17 protein-coding genes are annotated in these 16,387 nt (G+C 67.4%); 9 read left to right on the top strand and 8 right to left on the bottom strand.

Annotated elements, in window-relative coordinates; translation table 11 throughout:
- Window positions 1-41 precede the first annotated feature (41 nt).
- The 3 genes from AC5P66_RS12345 to AC5P66_RS12335 form a co-directional block, all read right to left on the bottom strand.
- Window positions 42-878 (bottom strand): thiol:disulfide interchange protein DsbA/DsbL, encoded by an 837-nt coding sequence (locus tag AC5P66_RS12345; RefSeq protein WP_049414651.1) that lies wholly within the window; start codon window positions 876-878, stop codon window positions 42-44.
- 106 nt (window positions 879-984) lie between these two features.
- Complete coding sequence (locus tag AC5P66_RS12340; protein ID WP_263467618.1) at window positions 985-1,635, bottom strand: thiol:disulfide interchange protein DsbA/DsbL; 651 nt, start codon at window positions 1,633-1,635, stop codon at window positions 985-987.
- A 106-nt stretch (window positions 1,636-1,741) separates the two neighbouring features.
- Window positions 1,742-2,542, bottom strand: a complete 801-nt coding sequence (locus AC5P66_RS12335; protein ID WP_069139199.1) for a c-type cytochrome — start codon at window positions 2,540-2,542, stop codon at window positions 1,742-1,744.
- 156 nt (window positions 2,543-2,698) lie between these two features.
- On the opposite strand from AC5P66_RS12335, the gene yihA reads away from it, so the two are divergent.
- Window positions 2,699-3,301: a ribosome biogenesis GTP-binding protein YihA/YsxC gene (gene yihA / locus AC5P66_RS12330; protein WP_049414655.1), complete on the top strand. Its 603-nt coding sequence runs from the start codon at window positions 2,699-2,701 to the stop codon at window positions 3,299-3,301.
- Window positions 3,302-3,399: 98 nt separating this feature from the next.
- On the opposite strand, the gene AC5P66_RS12325 is transcribed toward yihA, so the two are convergent.
- The 3 genes from AC5P66_RS12325 to AC5P66_RS12315 form a co-directional block, all read right to left on the bottom strand.
- Window positions 3,400-4,374, bottom strand: a complete 975-nt coding sequence (locus AC5P66_RS12325) for an MBL fold metallo-hydrolase (protein ID WP_263467620.1) — start codon at window positions 4,372-4,374, stop codon at window positions 3,400-3,402.
- 652 nt (window positions 4,375-5,026) lie between these two features.
- Window positions 5,027-5,851 (bottom strand): helix-turn-helix transcriptional regulator, encoded by an 825-nt coding sequence (locus tag AC5P66_RS12320; RefSeq protein ID WP_049438546.1) that lies wholly within the window; start codon window positions 5,849-5,851, stop codon window positions 5,027-5,029.
- Window positions 5,848-6,552, bottom strand: a complete 705-nt coding sequence (locus tag AC5P66_RS12315) for a VIT1/CCC1 transporter family protein (RefSeq protein WP_049415248.1) — start codon at window positions 6,550-6,552, stop codon at window positions 5,848-5,850. The genes AC5P66_RS12320 and AC5P66_RS12315 overlap by 4 nt, the downstream gene beginning before the upstream one ends.
- A gap of 152 nt (window positions 6,553-6,704) precedes the next feature.
- On the opposite strand from AC5P66_RS12315, the gene AC5P66_RS12310 reads away from it, so the two are divergent.
- Window positions 6,705-8,069 carry a glutamate--cysteine ligase gene (locus tag AC5P66_RS12310; protein ID WP_099495298.1) on the top strand — a complete coding sequence of 455 codons (1,365 nt, stop codon included), beginning with the start codon at window positions 6,705-6,707 and terminating at the stop codon, window positions 8,067-8,069.
- A 92-nt stretch (window positions 8,070-8,161) separates the two neighbouring features.
- Here AC5P66_RS12310 and AC5P66_RS12305 read toward each other — a convergent pair whose 3' ends face one another.
- Window positions 8,162-9,220 carry an NAD(P)-dependent alcohol dehydrogenase gene (locus AC5P66_RS12305; protein ID WP_049415254.1) on the bottom strand — a complete coding sequence of 353 codons (1,059 nt, stop codon included), beginning with the start codon at window positions 9,218-9,220 and terminating at the stop codon, window positions 8,162-8,164.
- A gap of 108 nt (window positions 9,221-9,328) precedes the next feature.
- Between AC5P66_RS12305 and AC5P66_RS12300 the strand changes: the two genes are divergently transcribed.
- A complete protein-coding gene (locus AC5P66_RS12300; protein WP_049415256.1) occupies window positions 9,329-10,213 on the top strand; it encodes a LysR family transcriptional regulator in 885 nt (294 codons plus the stop codon).
- Between the two features lie 125 nt (window positions 10,214-10,338).
- Here AC5P66_RS12300 and AC5P66_RS12295 read toward each other — a convergent pair whose 3' ends face one another.
- The gene (locus AC5P66_RS12295) at window positions 10,339-10,755 is read right to left on the bottom strand and encodes a VOC family protein (RefSeq protein WP_049438547.1); all 417 of its coding nucleotides are present in this window, start codon (window positions 10,753-10,755) and stop codon (window positions 10,339-10,341) included.
- A gap of 114 nt (window positions 10,756-10,869) precedes the next feature.
- On the opposite strand from AC5P66_RS12295, the gene AC5P66_RS12290 reads away from it, so the two are divergent.
- The 6 genes from AC5P66_RS12290 to AC5P66_RS12265 all read left to right on the top strand — a co-directional run bounded on the left by AC5P66_RS12290 (window position 10,870) and on the right by AC5P66_RS12265 (window position 16,191).
- Window positions 10,870-11,547 carry an SMI1/KNR4 family protein gene (locus AC5P66_RS12290; RefSeq protein WP_099495297.1) on the top strand — a complete coding sequence of 226 codons (678 nt, stop codon included), beginning with the start codon at window positions 10,870-10,872 and terminating at the stop codon, window positions 11,545-11,547.
- Between the two features lie 236 nt (window positions 11,548-11,783).
- A complete protein-coding gene (gene frmR / locus AC5P66_RS12285; RefSeq protein ID WP_005411009.1) occupies window positions 11,784-12,059 on the top strand; it encodes a formaldehyde-responsive transcriptional repressor FrmR in 276 nt (91 codons plus the stop codon).
- A gap of 58 nt (window positions 12,060-12,117) precedes the next feature.
- On the top strand, window positions 12,118-13,227 hold the full coding sequence (locus tag AC5P66_RS12280) for an S-(hydroxymethyl)glutathione dehydrogenase/class III alcohol dehydrogenase (protein ID WP_049415260.1): 1,110 nt from the start codon (window positions 12,118-12,120) through the stop codon (window positions 13,225-13,227).
- An 8-nt stretch (window positions 13,228-13,235) separates the two neighbouring features.
- Window positions 13,236-13,583, top strand: coding sequence for a YqcC family protein (locus AC5P66_RS12275; protein ID WP_049415262.1), 348 nt, complete (start codon window positions 13,236-13,238; stop codon window positions 13,581-13,583).
- Window positions 13,584-13,605: 22 nt separating this feature from the next.
- On the top strand, window positions 13,606-14,436 hold the full coding sequence (gene fghA / locus AC5P66_RS12270; RefSeq protein ID WP_099485818.1) for an S-formylglutathione hydrolase: 831 nt from the start codon (window positions 13,606-13,608) through the stop codon (window positions 14,434-14,436).
- Between the two features lie 309 nt (window positions 14,437-14,745).
- Entirely contained in the window at window positions 14,746-16,191 is a 1,446-nt protein-coding gene (locus AC5P66_RS12265; RefSeq protein WP_049415267.1) for a GGDEF domain-containing protein, read from the top strand.
- Window positions 16,192-16,387: the final 196 nt, after the last annotated feature.

The following is a 16,387-nucleotide window of genomic DNA, read 5'->3' as shown; positions in this document are numbered from 1 at the left end:
TGTACGGGGGGAATTCACGGCCGGGAAATGCTTCTCTTGGATCAGTGAGCCTGGGCCGCACCGCGTTCGCGGGCGATCAGGTGATCGGCGATGCGCAGCATGTCCGGGAAGCTCTTGCCCTTCACCAGGTACTTGCCGTTGACGATGATCGACGGGGTGCCGCTGATCTGGCTGCGCTGGGCGAACTGCTTGGCCGAGTTGGTCTTGGCATTCACCGCGAAGCTGCCCATGGTGGCCGCGAACTGCTTCGGATCGACGCCGTAGGCGGCGTAGAACTTGGCGATGTCTTCCACCGAGTCACGGCCGCGCTCGCCCTTCAGGGTCTTCTGCGAGTGGATGGCGGCGTACAGCGCTTCGTGCGTCTTCTCCTGCACGCCCAGGGTCTGCGCGGCGTAGAAGGCACGGGCGTAGTCATCCCAGGTGCCGCCGAACATGGCCGGCACGTAGACGAAGTTCACGTCGCTGGGCAGGCCGGCCTTCCACGGGCCGACCAGCGGCTGGAACGCGGCGCAGGCCGGGCAGACGTAGCCGAAGATCTCGGTCACTTCGATCTTGCCGGCGGCCGGCTGGAACGGCTGGCCGTTCGGGATCACCTGGTAGTCGGCGCCTTCCACCGGAGCCGGGCCGGTCAGTGCGGCGGTGGTCGGGGCCGGCGCGGCGGCCGGAGTTGCTTCGGCCGGGGCCTTCTCGCCTTCAGCGGCAGCCGGTGCGGCGCCTTCGCTGCCCGCCGCCGGCGCGGCAGCCGGTTCGGTGGTGGTTGCCGGGGTTGCTGCCGGTTCGGCGGGGGCCGCGGTGGTGTTGGTGCTGCCGTCGTCGGCCTTGCAGGCGGCCAGGATCGGCAGCAGCGCTGCGAGGGCGAGGGCGTAACGGATCTTCATGGAAACGTCTCCAGCATCTGGAAAGGTGGGGCCGGCGGCAGGCGCCGGCCAAGGGGAAATGATGACACGCGGCGGCGACAACGCCGTGTCGGTGGTGGGTGTTGGTTCAGCGGCCGCGGGCGGCGCGCGCCTGCGCGATCAGTGCGGAGGCAATGCGCAGCTGGTCGTCGAAGCTGTTGCCGCGCACCAGGTACTGGCCATTGATGATGATGGCCGGGGTGCCCGGAATCTTGGTGCGCTGGACGAACGCGCGCGCGGCCTCGACCTTCTTCTGCACGGCATCGCCGCGCAGGGCCTGGATGTAGCGGTCCGGGGTCACGCCGTAGGCCTTGTAGAAGGTGGCGAGCTCATCGGCCGAGACGTTCTGCATCGGCAGCGAACCCTGTTCGTGCAGGGCCTTGAACACGGCGGCATGGCTGCGCTTGGCCACGCCGACTTCCTCGGCGGCGTAGTAGGCCAGGGCCCAGGCATCCCAGGCACCGCCGAAGGCCGCCGGGACCGGGGTGAAGCGCACGTCGGCCGGCAACTTGGCCGCCCAGGCTTCCAGCTGCGGTTCGAAATGGGCGCAGTGCGGGCAGGTGTAGCCGAAGACTTCGACCACCTCGATCTTGCCGGCCAGCGGCTGGAACGGGCCCGGCTGGGCGATGCGCTCGTAGTCTTTGCCCTCGACCAGCGGGGCATTGGCGGGGGTGGCGGCGCAGGCTGCCAGCGGCAGCAGCACCAGCACGGACAACAGCAGGCGGGAAATCAACCTCATCGACACGCATCTCCGTTGAAAAAAGCAACGCCGGCGCAGCCGCCGGCGTGAAGGAAACATACCGCAGCCGTGGGCCGACGTCGCGGCCCGGGCCGACCAGTGGTGGTCAGGGGGCGGCAGCCGGTTGTGTTGGCGTGGCCGTGGTGGCCACATCGTCGGCCTTGTTGTGCAGGCCCTGCAGGTAGCTCGACAGCGCCTGCACCTCCTGCTCGCTGAGCTTCTGCGCGACCGTTGCCATGATCTGGAAGTGCGCCTTGTCGGTCTCGTTGGTCTGGCCGGCCTGGTACTCCTGCAGGCGGCGCGCGACATAGCTGGCGTGCTGGCCACCGAGATGCGGATAGGCCGGGCCGGGATTGCCGGCACCGCTGGGGCCATGGCAGGCCATGCAGGCCGGCAGGCCACGCTTGGCATCGCCGCCGCGGTACAGCTGCTGGCCGATCTCGTAGAACTTCATGCCCTTGTAGGGGCCCTCGGTGACCGCCGTGTCATCGGCGATGCCGGCGTTGGCCTTCTGCGTGGCGAAGTAGGCGCCGATATCACGCATGTCCTGTGGGGTGAGGTTCTGCACGAACGGCACCATCGCCACCGCCGCGCCGGAACTGCGCTGGCCATTGGCGATCAGGGCCATCTGCTGGGCCACGTAGCGTTCGCTCTGGCCGGCAATGGACGGATACATCTCCACCGTGGAATTGCCGTCGACGCCATGACAGGCCGCGCAGGCCGAGGCCTTGGCCTGGCCGGCCTTGGCATCGCCCCAGTGGGTCTTGCTGAAATCCACCTCCAGCGAGGCGGTGTTGATCGGCCCATTGTCGGGCAGCGGGGTCAACGTGGTCTGCGCGAACGCAGCAGCGGCAACGACTACAGCAGTGGCAAGGGCGGATACGGCAAGAACGCGAGCGTGGCGCATGCTGAAGCTCCGTATGGACCGGGCCGGGCGGTGGCCGCCGGCATCGCCCGGATTATCAACGCCGTTTCCGCGCACGGTCAACGCAGCAGTGCAGCAAAATGCCCGCAAAGGCCGCCGGCACGGGCGCGCGGCGCCGCAACATGCGATCCTAGGCACATGTCATTGCTCATCGAACGCGCCCGTTACCACCTTTCGGCCCATAACGTGCGGCAGCTGCCGCCCGACGAAGGGGCCGAAGTGGCCTTCGCCGGCCGCTCCAACGCCGGCAAGTCCAGTGCGCTCAACGCGCTGACCCGCCAGAACGCCCTGGCGCGTGTCTCCAAGACCCCCGGCCGTACCCAGCAGCTGGTGTTCTTCCAGGTCACCCCGGAGGCGCATCTGGTCGACCTGCCCGGTTACGGCTACGCCAAGGTGCCGCTGGACCTGCAGGCGCACTGGCAGGCCTTCATCGACAAGTACTTCCGCACCCGCGAGGCCCTGAAGGGGCTGGTGGTGGTGATGGACATCCGTCATCCGCTGAAGGACTACGACCGGCAGATGCTGTCCTATGCCGTGCAGCGCGGCCTGCCGGCGCACGCCCTGCTGACCAAGGCCGACAAGCTCAGCCGCAGCCAGCAGATGCAGTCCTTGCAGAAGGTGCGCAAGGAGCTGCAATCGGCCTACGGTGACAGCGTCAGCGTGCAGGTGTTCTCCGGCGAAGACCGTACCGGCGTGGACGAAGCCCGCGCCGTGATCGGCGGCTGGCTGGGGCTGGAATAAGGGATTTCCGGTCGCCCGGCTGGCAGCCGGGCGCTACCGATCTGCTTCCTGGTGGTGCCGGCCGCTGGCCGGCAGCCTCACCGACCGCGCTCGGCACCTCATTTCAGCGGCGAATACTCCGCCGGCACCCAGGCATAGGCCTGGCCTTCGCTGCGCACATGGCCCAGGCCCGGGAACGGCAGGTGCGCACCGGCCACCCACCAGCCGTTGGCGGTGGCCTGCTGCAGCAGCCCCCGACGGCTGGCGATGGCCGCCTTGCGGTCCGAATCGGCCTCGAACGCGGCCTCCGGGTGCGCGAACTGCACCGCGTGGAAGTGCAGCACGTCGCCCCACACCAGCAATGACTGGCCCTGGCTGTCGAACCGGTAGGAGACGTGGCCGGGGGTGTGGCCATGGGTGTCCATTGCCACCGCACCGCCGGGCAGGGCATCGCCAGGGTTGAACGTGCGCAGGTGGCCGCTGGCCTGGTACGGGGCTACCGCATTGCGCGCCAGCGGGAAGGCGAAGCGCACGCCCTTCGGCGCGGTGGCCTCGCTGGCCGGGTTGAGCCAGTAATCGGCATCGGCCCTGGACAGCCACACCGTGGCATTCGGGTAGGCCGGCTTGCCCTGCGCGTCGAGTACGCCGCACAGGTGGTCCGGATGGGCGTGGGTCAGCAGCACCTCGTCCACCTCGGCCGGATCCACGCCGGAGGCGCGCAGGTTGCCCAGCACCTGGCCCAGGCCGGGGCCGAAGCACTGCGCGGTGCCGGTATCGACCAGGGTCAGGTGGTTGCCCTGCCGGATCAGGAACGCGTTGATCGCGGTCTGCAGGCCCTTCCTGTCTTCGGGCACGTAGCGGCCTTCCAGCAGGCGGCTGACCAGGGTGGGCGGCACGTCCACCACTTCCTGCCGGCCCAGCGCGACCACGCCATCGAACAGGGCGGTGACCTGCAAGGCGCCGACGCGCTGGTGGTAGACGCCCGGTACCTGTCGGGTGGGGGCGGGCGAGGTGGCTTCGGCCAGCGCGGCCAGTGGCAGGGCGGACAGGGCCAGCAGCAGGGCGGTGCGCAGCGGCAGGTGGCGCAGGGTCATGATGGTTCTCGGTGGGCGACGGACGATTCCGTTGCCGCATAGCGTGCCGTGGCCGGCGTGTGCGCGGCGCTCAAACCACTGCGTGGAATGCTCAGGGGGGGGGCTGCAGGGCTGCGCCCTGCACCCGCAGAGGCAACGGCCGCAGCCGAAGCAACAGCAACAGCAACAGCAACAGCAACAGCAACAGCGGGCTATCCGTGGGATGGCGGGGTGGGTCCGGTTGCGGGAGACGCCGTAAACCCATCCCTGGGGGCTTGGCCGCGGCATCCATGCCGCGGACACTCCCGCAACCGGACCCACCCCGCCTTCGACAGTTTTCCGCGATCTGTTGGAAATTCTCTTTGGGTCAGATCCGTTTTCCGGAGGAAAACGGATCTGACCCCAGATCGATTTCGATATCTGACAGATGTGTCGACCAAGGTCGACACCTACCAACAGTCGCGAAGATCTGTCAGAGGTGGGGCGGTGTGGGTGGGCAGGACACGCCGTAAACCCATCCATGGGGGCTCGATGGCGCCATCCATGGCGCCAACGGTCCTGCCCACCCACACCGCCCCGCCATCCCACGGATAGCCCGCTGTTGCTGTTGCTGTTGCTTTCGCTGTTGCCGTTGCCTCTGCAGGTGCAGGGCTGCAAGCCCTGCCGAACCCCCTCAAATATCTGTGGGAGCCAGCCCGTACTGCTCGGCGAAGCGCTTGCTGAAACTGGCCGCAGAGCGGTAGCCCGCGCGTGCGGCCACGGTCTTCAGCGGCAGGTCGGTGGTGTAGAGCAGCTGCATGCCATGCGCCAGCCGGGCCTCGGTGAGCAGCTGGCGCAGGCTGGTGTCCTCGGCGGCGAGCCGACGGCGCAGGGTCGCGCCGCTCAGCGCGAACAGCGCTTCCACATCACGCGATTGCCAGTCGCGAGCCGGTTCGGCGGCGATGCGGTCGCGGATCTGTTCGCCCAGGCTCGGCGCCTGCGGCAGCAGCAGGTTGCCGTGGCCCTGCCGACACAGGGTCAGTACCAACGAGGCCAGGGCCAGCCGCGCTTCGCTGTAACGGCCGTCCTGCAGCGATTGCCGCCACTGGCGCAGCACCGCGCCATGATCGATCAACGGCAGTCGCGCCATCGCATGACCGGCGGCGGGAAGCTCTCCGCTCCACAGCGTGCGTGCGGCCGCCAGCACTTCGGCACACAGCGGCACGATGGCGCTGAGGTAACGGCCACTGCGTGGGTCGGGGGTATTGACCACATCAATGCGGCAGCGCTGGGTCAGCAGCAGGATGTCGCCGGGGATGAACTCCAGCGACTGGTGCGCGGTACGCACCTGCTTGCGGCCTTCCAGCAGGATCGCGAACTGTGGTTGTGGAATCTCCACCGAGCTGGCGCCATGTTCGCGCCGAGCGGTAATGCACGCATAACCTTCGGCGCGTGCGCAGCCGGCCAGGCTGGCCATCTCGGCCAGCAGTGCGGTGGCCGGTGGCAGCATGGCGGTCATGACACGTGGGCACCGAACAGGCGACCGACACCGGCCGCCGCGGCCATCGCCAATGCGCCCCAGAACATCACCCGGATCGCGCCGCGAACCGGCGGTGCGCCGCCGGCCCTGGCCGCCACTGCGCCGGTCAGGCACAGGCCGAGCAGGGTACTGGCCGTGGTCATCAGTGCCACCCTGTCGACCGGCGCGAGCAGGGCGGTCAGCACCGGCAGCGCCGCGCCGCAGGTGAACGCACCGGCCGAGGCCAATGCTGCCTGCAGCGGGCGGGCGCGCAGGGTATCGGTGATGCCCAGTTCGTCGCGGGCGTGGGCACCCAGCGCATCATGGGCGGTGAGCTGTTCGGCCACCTGCCGTGCCAATGCAGGCTCCAGGCCGCGGTGGCGGTAGATCGCAGCCAGCTCCTCCAGCTCGCTGTGCGGATTATCGCGCAGCTCGCGCTTTTCCATTGCCAGGTCTGCGTCTTCGGTGTCGGCCTGGGTCTGTACCGAGACGTACTCGCCGGCAGCCATCGACATTGCGCCGGCCACGGTGCCGGCCACGCCGGTGGCAAGGATGGTCGCAGCGGAGGCACCGCCGGCAGCCACGCCAACCACCAGGCCGGCCACCGAGACGATGCCATCGTTGGCGCCCAGCACGGCGGCACGCAGCCAGCCGACGCGCTCGGAGCGGTGCAGTTCGGGGTGTCGTGAATGGCGGCTCATGACGTTGAGTGTACGAGGGTCAAGAGGGCGTCGGTAGGATGCTGAAACCCGTCACCGTCGCATGACGCAACGGGGTGCCACGCTATAGTGCGCCCTTGCGATGGAAGGCCGCGAGCCCCACATCCCCCGCCACCGTCCAGCGAGCTTTCCCCTTGTCGAGCCCCAGCCACGTCGCCGATACCCCCATTACCGACCGCTCGCAGCTGGTGGAGGTGATCGCCTCCGGCGAGAAGCCCCGCGCGCAGTGGCGCATCGGCACCGAGCACGAGAAGTTCGGGTTCCGTCTGGATGACCTGCGCCCGCCGACCTTCGAGGGGGAGCGCGGCATCGAAGCACTGCTCAACGGCCTGGTCCGCTTCGGCTGGGAGCCGGTGCAGGAAAACGGCAACACGATCGCGCTGCTGCGCGACGGTGCCTCGGTGACGCTGGAACCGGCTGGCCAGCTGGAACTGTCCGGCGCGGCGCTGGAGACCATCCACCAGACCTGCGTGGAGACTGGCACCCACCTCAACGAAGTGGCGCAGGTGGCCGGCGAACTGCAGCTGGGTTTCCTCGGCATGGGCTTCCAGCCGAAGTGGAAGCGCGATGAAATGCCGTGGATGCCGAAGGGGCGCTACAAGATCATGCGCGCGTACATGCCCAAGGTCGGCTCGCTGGGCCTGGACATGATGACCCGCACCTGCACGGTGCAGGTGAACCTGGACTACGCCACCGAGGCGGACATGGTGAAGAAGTTCCGCGTGTCGCTGGCGCTGCAGCCGATCGCCACCGCACTGTTCGCCGATTCGCCGTTCACCGAAGGCAAGCCGAACGGCTACCTGAGCTATCGCTCGCACATCTGGACCGACACCGACGCCGACCGCACCGGCATGCTCGACTTCGTGTTCGAGGAGGGCTTCGGTTACGAGCGCTATGTCGATTACCTGCTCGACGTACCGATGTATTTCTCCTACCGCGACGGCATCTACCACGACGCCAGCGGGCAGAGCTTCCGCGACTTCATGCAGGGCAAGCTGCCGGTGCTGCCGGGCGCGTTGCCGACCCTGCGCGACTGGTCGGACCACATGACCACCGCGTTCCCGGAAGTGCGCCTGAAGAAGTACCTGGAAATGCGCGGCGCCGATGGTGGCCCGTGGAGCCGCCTATGTGCGCTGCCGGCGTTCTGGGTGGGCCTGCTGTACGACGACACTGCGCTGGATGCTGCCTGGGACCTGGTGCGTGACTTCACCCTGGACGAGCGCCATGCGCTGCGTGACGGCGTGCCGAAGCATGCAATGAACCTGCCGTTCCGCAACGGCACGGTGCGCGACCTGGCCCGGGAAGCGGTCAGGATTTCCGTGGAAGGCCTCAAGCGCCGTGCGGCGCGCAATGCCGACGGCCAGGACGAGAGCAAGTTCCTGGACGTGCTGCAGGAGATCGTCGAATCCGGCCTGACCCCGGCCGAGCGCAAGCTGGCGCTGTTCCATGGCCGCTGGCATGGCGACGTCGATCCGGTGTTCCGCGAGTTCGCGTATTGATCGTCATGCGGGGTTGCCGGCCAGCGGCCGGCACTACCCAAAAGAAAAACCCCGGCATTGCCGGGGTTTTTCATTTCCAGATCCGTCCTGGCTCAGGCCACGTTCTTCAACGTCGCCATGTCGATCACGAAGCGGTAGCGCACATCGTTCTTCGCCATGCGCTCCCAGGCTTCGTTGACGTTCCTGATGTCGATCATCTCCACATCGCTGACGATGCCGTGCTCGGCACAGAAGTCCATCATTTCCTGGGTTTCGGCCATGCCGCCGATCGCCGAGCCGGTCAGGTGCTTGCGGCCGAAGATCACGCTGCCGCCGGTCAGCGGCGGGTCCAGTTCGGTCAGCACGCCCACCAGGCACATGGTGGCTTCGCGCTTGAGCAGGCCCATGTACGGATTGGTGTCATGGCTGACCGGGATGGTATTGAGCAGGAAGTCGAAGCTGCCGGCGTGCGCCTTCATCTGCGCCGCATCGCGCGAGACCAGCACCTCATCGGCGCCCAGGCGCTTGGCATCGGCGCCCTTTTCCGGGGTGGTGGTGATCATCACCACGTGCGCACCGAGCGCCTTGGCGAACTTCACGCCCATGTGGCCCAGGCCGCCGAGGCCGATCACGCCGACCTTCTGGCCCGGGCCGACCTTCCAATGGCGCAGCGGCGACCACGTGGTGATGCCGGCGCACAGCAGCGGTGCGGCCGCCTTCAGGTCGAGGGTGTCGGACACCTTCACCACGAAGCGCTGCTCGACCACCACGTGGTCGGAATAGCCGCCGTAGGTCGGTGCGCCGGTTTCGCGTTCACGGCCGTTGTAGGTCCAGGTCGCGCCCTCGGCGCAGTACTGCTCCAGGTCGTGCTGGCAGGCGTCGCAGTGGCGGCAGGAGTCGACCATGCAACCCACGCCGGCGTGGTCGCCGACCTTGAAGCGGGTGACGTTGCTGCCGACCTCGGTGACGCGGCCGATGATCTCGTGGCCCGGCACCATCGGGTAGATCGAGCCACCCCAGTCATCGCGGGCCTGGTGCAGGTCGGAGTGGCAGATGCCGCTGTAGAGGATCTCGATGCGCACATCGTCGGGACCGACCGCACGGCGTTCGAACTCAAAGGGGACCAGCGGGGCGGTATGGGAATGGGCGGCGTAACCACGGGCGAGGGACATGGGGGAATCCTTGGCAGGGTTTATCGAAAGGCGCTTTACAATACGCCGCGTTCCCAATGGCAAGAAGCGTGGATATCGGCATGATTCATCAAGTAAAACTGCACAATCATGGCCACTGACAACCTTTCCCACCTGGCCGCGTTCGCGGCGGTTGCCCGCCACCGCAGCTTCCGCCGCGCCGGTGCCGAGCTGGCGTTGTCGACCTCGGCGGTGAGCTATGCGATCCGCGCGCTGGAGGAACGGTTGGGCGTGGGCCTGTTCCATCGCACCACCCGCAGCGTGGCCCTGACCGAGGCCGGGCAGCGCCTGCTGGAACGCCTGCAGCCCGCGCTGGGGCAGGTGCATGACGCGCTGGAAGAAATGAACCACTTCCGCGCCGCCCCGGCCGGCCTGCTGCGCATCAACGCCACCCGGGCGGCGGTGGCGACCCAGCTGCGGCCTCGGCTGGCGCGCTTCCTGCATGCCCATCCTGATGTGCGCGTCGAGCTGACCGAAAATGATGGGCTGGTCGATATCGTCGCCGAGGGCTACGACGCGGGCGTGCGCCTGCACGAATTCGTGCCCGAGGACATGGTGGCGGTGCCGATGGGGCCGCCGCTGCGTGGGCTGATCGTCGGCTCGCCGGATTACCTGCGGCGGCATCCGGCGCCCCAGCATCCGCGCGACCTGGCCTCGCATGAGTGCATCCGCTTCCGCTTTGCCAGCGGGCATCTGTACAAATGGCAGTTCGAGCGTAGCGGGCAGGCGCTGGAAATCGACGTGCCGGGCCGGCTCACGTTGAGCGAGCAGGGCACCGTGGTCGGTGCAGTGCTTGATGGCATCGGCCTGGCCTACGTGCTGGAAGACACCGCGCGGCCGTATATCGAATCGGGGCAGATGGTGGCGGTACTGGAAGACTGGAGCGAGCCGTTCGCCGGGTTCGCGCTGTACTACCCGAAGCAGCGGCAGATGCCCGGTGCGCTGCGCGCGTTCGTGGACATGCTGCGGGAGTGAGGTGCGGTGGTTCGCATCCACGCATGGCGTGGATCTACTCCCGAATGACAGCCGCCACGCGTTGCTTGAAGCGGATCAGTAGATCCGCGCCATGCGTGATTGGCGCCCGCAAAGCAGCCGGCAATTCATTCGACCAGCGCGTCGTAGCCTTCGCCACTGAACTGGATCAGGCAGAAGCCGTGCCCGAACGGATCGGCCAGCACGGCGATACGGCCCCAGCGGCGCTCGCGCACCGGTTGCTCGAGCATCGCCCCGGCCGCGACCGCACGCATCAACGCGGCATCAATGTCCTCCACCACCCAGTCCAGGTGCAGCGGGGTCCAGTGGCGCTCGTAGTCACGCACGTCGCCGTCTTCGGTGGCGGCGCTGCCAGCCTCGTTCTGCAACAGGTAGAGCGGTGTTGGCCCGCCGAGCAGTTCCACCGCGCCGGTACCGAGCCGACGACCGATGCGCAATCCAAACGCGGCCAGGTAGAACGTTTCGGCGGCGGCCAGGTCGGGCACGTCGATGTTGACGATGAAGTTGCGGGCAGTGGCGTTCATGGCAGTGATTTCCTGCATCCGGTGATTGCAGTCTAGTCCCGCCACCTGCTGCGGCCGGTTCATCTCCTGCGCGGATTCGGGCAAGCTGGGCGACCTCTATCGACAAGGACTTCCATGAGCGCACTATCCGACATCGAACAGGCCACCGGCCAGGCCTTCCCCCCTTTGTTCAAGCAGCTGCAGGCAGCAGGCCGGTTGAGCTGGGGCAGTCCGCATCCGGAATGGTCCGAGGTGGTGTTCCCGACGCTGCAGGCGGATCCGCCGGTGCTGCTGTACGCGCAGGAATACGAACCACTGGAACACGATGAGCTGCTCGAAGCGTGGCAGGAGCTGACCGCCGAGGATCATTACAATCCCCTGCGTCCCGACCTGCAGCTCCTGCCGTTTGCGCGGACCGGCGGCGGCGACAGCTACTGCTTCTGGAGCAACGCGCCCGGTTCTGCCGAGCCGCCCGTCGTGCTGGTGTGGCATGACGATGATCGTGCCGATGTGCTGGCCGCCAACTACCAGGATTTCCTGTTCCGCAAGATGGTTGAAGCGGTTGCCGACTACCAAGCGCCGTATACGCTGCTGTCGCACGGCGAGCTGGCCAGCAACCTGCAGCGCTGGCTGCAGAGCCACCAGTCGTTCCTGCGCGGCGACCAGTTCGCGGCGTTGCAGCGGCTGTTCGCCCGCGTTGACGATATTGAGGAAGGAAACATCAGCGACGACGACGCACAGGCCATCGTCGCTGAAGTGATCGGTTTCGAGCGTTTGGACGAGTCGTTCGCCTACGTGCGCGAGGATGCCTGAATCCGGTAGGCCGGAGCGCCGCCATCGGTCGTGCTCCAGCTACCTATCATCGAACGACCAGATGGCATGGCGGCAGCTGGGCCAGCTCGCGGCGGATGACGTGCATCTAGGACAGCGCGGTGGCTGCATCTGGTTTCTGCAGGCACCCGGCGTAGAGCTGCCAAGCAGCCTATTGCGCCAACCCTTCTGTTTTTGCATATATACTATCCCCCAGTATAGTTCCGAGCTGGCCCGCCATGCCGCACTCCCCCGAAGAAAAGAAGAAGGTCCTGGCCCGCGTGCGCCGCATCCGCGGCCAGTGCGATGCGTTGGACCGTGCGCTGGAAGCCGGCGCCGACTGCGGGCCGGTGCTGCAGCAGATCGCCGCCATCCGTGGTGCGGTCAACGGCCTGATGTCCGAGGTGATGGAGGCCCATCTGCGCGAGGAATTCGGCCAGCCCGCCGCCTCCGACGAACAACGCGCCGAACGCGTGCGCGACATGAGCGCGTTGATCCGCTCGTACCTGAAATAGACGACGGCGCAACATTGCGCCGCCCATCCTGTCATTGCCCGTCTCTGGAGAAGCCACCATGAAGTCCCGTGCCGCCGTCGCCTTTGGTCCCGGCCAGCCGCTGCAGATCGTCGAGATCGACGTCGCCCCGCCGAAGAAGGGCGAAGTGCTGGTGAAGATCACCCACACCGGTGTCTGCCACACCGATGCGTTCACCCTGTCCGGCGATGATCCGGAAGGCCTGTTCCCGGTGGTGCTGGGCCATGAAGGCGCGGGCATCGTGGTGGAAGTGGGCGAGGGCGTGACCAGCGTCAAGCCGGGCGACCACGTGATTCCGCTGTACACCGCCGAGTGCGGCGAATGCCTGTTCTGCAAGAGCGGCAAGACCAACCTGTGCGTGTCGGTGCGCGCCACCCAGGGCAAGGGCGTGATGCCCGATGGCACCAGCCGCTTCAGCTACAACGGCGAGCCGCTGTATCACTACATGGGCTGCTCGACCTTCAGCGAGTACACCGTTGTGGCCGAAGTCTCGCTGGCGAAGATCAATCCGGACGCCAACCCGGAACACGTCTGCCTGCTCGGCTGCGGCGTCACCACCGGCATCGGCGCGGTGCACAACACCGCCAAGGTGCAGGAGGGCGACAGCGTGGCGGTGTTCGGCCTTGGTGGCATCGGCCTGGCGGTGATCCAGGGTGCGCGCCAGGCCAAGGCCGGCCGCATCATCGCGGTGGACACCAATCCGTCCAAGTTCGAACTGGCGCGCGAATTCGGCGCCACCGACTGCGTCAACCCGAAGGACTTCGACACGCCGATCCAGCAGGTCATCGTCGAGATGACCACCTGGGGCGTGGACCACAGCTTCGAGTGCATCGGCAACGTCAACGTGATGCGCGCGGCGCTGGAATGCGCGCACCGTGGCTGGGGCCAGAGCGTGGTGATCGGCGTGGCCGGTGCCGGGCAGGAGATCTCCACCCGCCCGTTCCAGCTGGTGACCGGGCGCAAGTGGATGGGCACCGCCTTCGGTGGCGTGAAGGGCCGCAGCCAGCTGCCGGGCATGGTGGAAGACGCGATGAAGGGCGATATCGAACTGGCCCCGTTCGTCACCCATACCATGGACCTGGACAGGATCAACGACGCCTTCGACCTGATGCATGAAGGCAAGTCGATCCGTTCGGTGGTCCACTACTGAGCGGCGGCGTGGGCTGGTTCGACGCCCTTCGCAGGCCGCGTGCGGAAGACCCGCGCGCGGCCCTGGTCGACCCGATCGAGCAGGCGTTGCGTGCGCTGGGCTGGGTCGACGGCGAGGTGGGGCCACCGCGTGCGGTGACTTCAGCCTTCGGCAGCGACGATGGCATGCCGTTCGAGCAGTGGCTTGCGCAGGTATTCCTGCCGCGCCTGCACGAAGCCCGCGCCGACGGCCAATGGCCACCGCGCAGCGACGTGGCGGTGGCGGCGTACCGCAATCTGGGTGGCCAGCCTGGCGTCGAATCGCTTCTGCGCCTGCTGTCGCAGCTGGATGAGTTGATCAACACACGTGACGGCTGACGCCGGCACGCAGGAGAGCACCATGGAACGCATTGAACACCGCGCCTGTTTCGGCGGCTGGCAGGACGTCTACCGCCATCGTTCGACCACGCTGGGCTGCGACATGCAGTTCGCCGTGTACCTGCCGCCGCAGGCGGAAGTGCAGCCACTGCCAGTGCTGTACTGGCTGAGCGGCCTGACCTGCACCGAGCAGAATTTCATCACCAAGGCCGGTGCGCAGCGCTATGCAGCCGAGCACGGCGTAATCATCGTCGCGCCGGATACCAGCCCGCGCGGCGATGATGTGGCCGATGCCGAAGGCTACGACCTCGGCAAGGGCGCAGGGTTCTACCTCAACGCCACCCGTGCACCGTGGGCGAAGCACTACCGCATGCACGACTATGTGGCGCAGGAGCTGCCGGCGCTGATCGAAGCGAATTTTCCGGTCACCGGCGCGCGTGCTGTCAGCGGCCATTCAATGGGCGGCCACGGTGCGCTGGTGATCGCGCTGCGCAACCCGGGGCGCTACCGCAGTGTGTCGGCGTTCTCGCCGATCGTCGCGCCCAGCCACGTACCGTGGGGGCAGAAGGCGTTCACGGCTTATCTGGGCGACAATCCGGCCGACTGGGCGCAGTGGGATACGTGCGCGCTGCTGGAGGCGGCCAGCGAGCGCCTGCCATTGCTGGTCGACCAGGGCGAGGCGGACGAGTTCCTGCAGACCCAGCTGCAGCCGCAGCGCCTGCAGGAGGCCTGCGCGGCCGCCGGTCATCCACTGACCCTGCGCCTGCAGCCCGGCTACGACCACAGCTACTACTTCATCGCCAGCTTCATCGGTGAGCACATCGCCCACCACGCCCGCGCCCTGCACGCCTGAGAGCGTTCCGGTAGTGCCGGCCGCTGGCCGGCAACCGCAGCCCTGCGATTCCCTGGGATTGCCGGCTAGCGGCCGGCACTACCATGGCGATGCATGCAGACTGTCGTTTTGCCGCAACGAATCACGCCGCTGCGGCGTGCTGGCCCACCACGCCCGCGCCCTGCACGCTTGAGGGCTTTCCGGTAGTGCCGGCCGCTGGCCGGCAATGGCGACGCACGCGGAGTGTCGTTTTGCCGCAGTGGATCACGCCGCTGTGGCGTGCCGGCGCGCTATCGTGCGCTCAGACGGCCTTGCGGATCGGGGGGATGCATGCCGGTAGTGCTGGCGCTGCTGTATGTGCTGTGCCATGGGCTGGTGCTGGCCCTGTGGCCCGGTCCCGCCGGGGCGGGCTCCTTCGTCTTTCTGACCGGCGCCCCGTTGCTGGCTGCGGTGGCCTGCCTGTGGCGGGCCCGCCGCGACCGCGCGGCGCTGGGGTGGCGGGCCATGGCATTGGCGCTGCTGCTGTGGGCCGGCGGCATGGCGTTCAACATGATCGACGCGCTGGGCGCCGGGCGGGCCGATTTCACTCCCCACGCCAGCCTGCTGTTGTACGTACTGTACGGCGTGCCACTGGTGTTCATCCTGGCGCGCGCACGCCGCGAGCGGTCGGGCATCAGCCTGATCGATGCGGCAATGGCCGCGCTGCTGGGCGTGCTGTTCTTCGTGCATACCGAATCGTTTGCCGCCCGCATCGATGTCGATGCCCATGCGATGTCGAACATGCAGCGTATGTTCGACATCCAGAACCTGTGCATCGCTGGCTTTGCGGTGGTGCGCTGGCTGGCCGGTGACGTCCCCGAGCGGCGCGGTTTCTTCCGGGTGCTGGCGCTGTACGCACTGGCTTATCTGCTGGTGGCTTACTACATCAACCATTACACCTCGGAAGATGCATTCGGAGCCTTCAATGATCTGTTGATCGACCTGCCGTTCCTGCTGGTGGCGGTGCTGGCGTTGGACCGGGCGCCCGTCACGGGCGCAGTGCCGCATCCGCGGCTGTCGCGCACGGTGCAGGCTGCCGGGCCGATGATCCTGCCCTTGCTGCTGCTGGTGGTGGGTACTCTGGTGGTCGACCATGCCCGACCGCTGGCAGTGGCGGGTTTCGTGGTGGCCACGCTCGGCTTCGGCCTGCGCAGCGTCCTGCTGCAGACCGATCTTCTGGAACGCCAGGCAGCATTGGATCAACTGGCGCGGCAGGATGGCCTCACCGGCGTGGCCAATCGCCGCGAGTTCGACGCGCGGCTGACCTCCGAATGGAATCGCGCGCGGCGCAGCGGCACCGAGCTGGGCCTGCTGCTGGTGGATATCGACCACTTCAAGGCCTTCAACGACCAGCACGGCCATCCGGCCGGTGATCGTTGCCTGCAGGCGGTGGCCGGGGTGCTGAAGGCCATAGCCGGTCGCGGTGGTGACAGCGTTGCGCGTTATGGCGGTGAAGAATTCGCCGTCATTGTGCCTGGAAGCCCGTTGTCGGGGGTGCTGGCGCTGGCCGAACGGCTGCGCGAAGCGGTCGAAGCGCTGCCATTGCCGGAAGGCCCGGTCAGCATCAGCGTCGGCGTGGGTTACCTGCATCCGCCGGCGCTGGCCAGTGCCGATCAGTTGCTGGCAGACGCCGATGCCGGCCTCTATGCCGCCAAGCGTGCCGGCCGCAACCAGGTGATCCTGCATGCGCACGTGCTGGACGACGAGGGCAGCACGCACGGAACGATGGACTGCTGAGCAGACCCGCCCGTCACGCGCTGCTGCCCATTGCCGCAAAACCGCCTCATCCTGTTCGGCCACGCCAATCCGGCTCGCCGCTGGTCGTACAGGACCAGCCTGTTGGGGGTGCCGCCCATCCGCTGGGCAGCGGCCGGCAGGATATCGCTGGATGGTATCGGCGGTTCGGTAATTGCCAACCTTGGTTGGCAGTCGT

Source organism: Stenotrophomonas sp. YJH_SMC_122, from assembly GCF_059369535.1.
The sequence above is the reverse complement of the archived record's forward strand: the minus strand, read 5'-3'. Positions and strand labels throughout refer to the sequence as shown.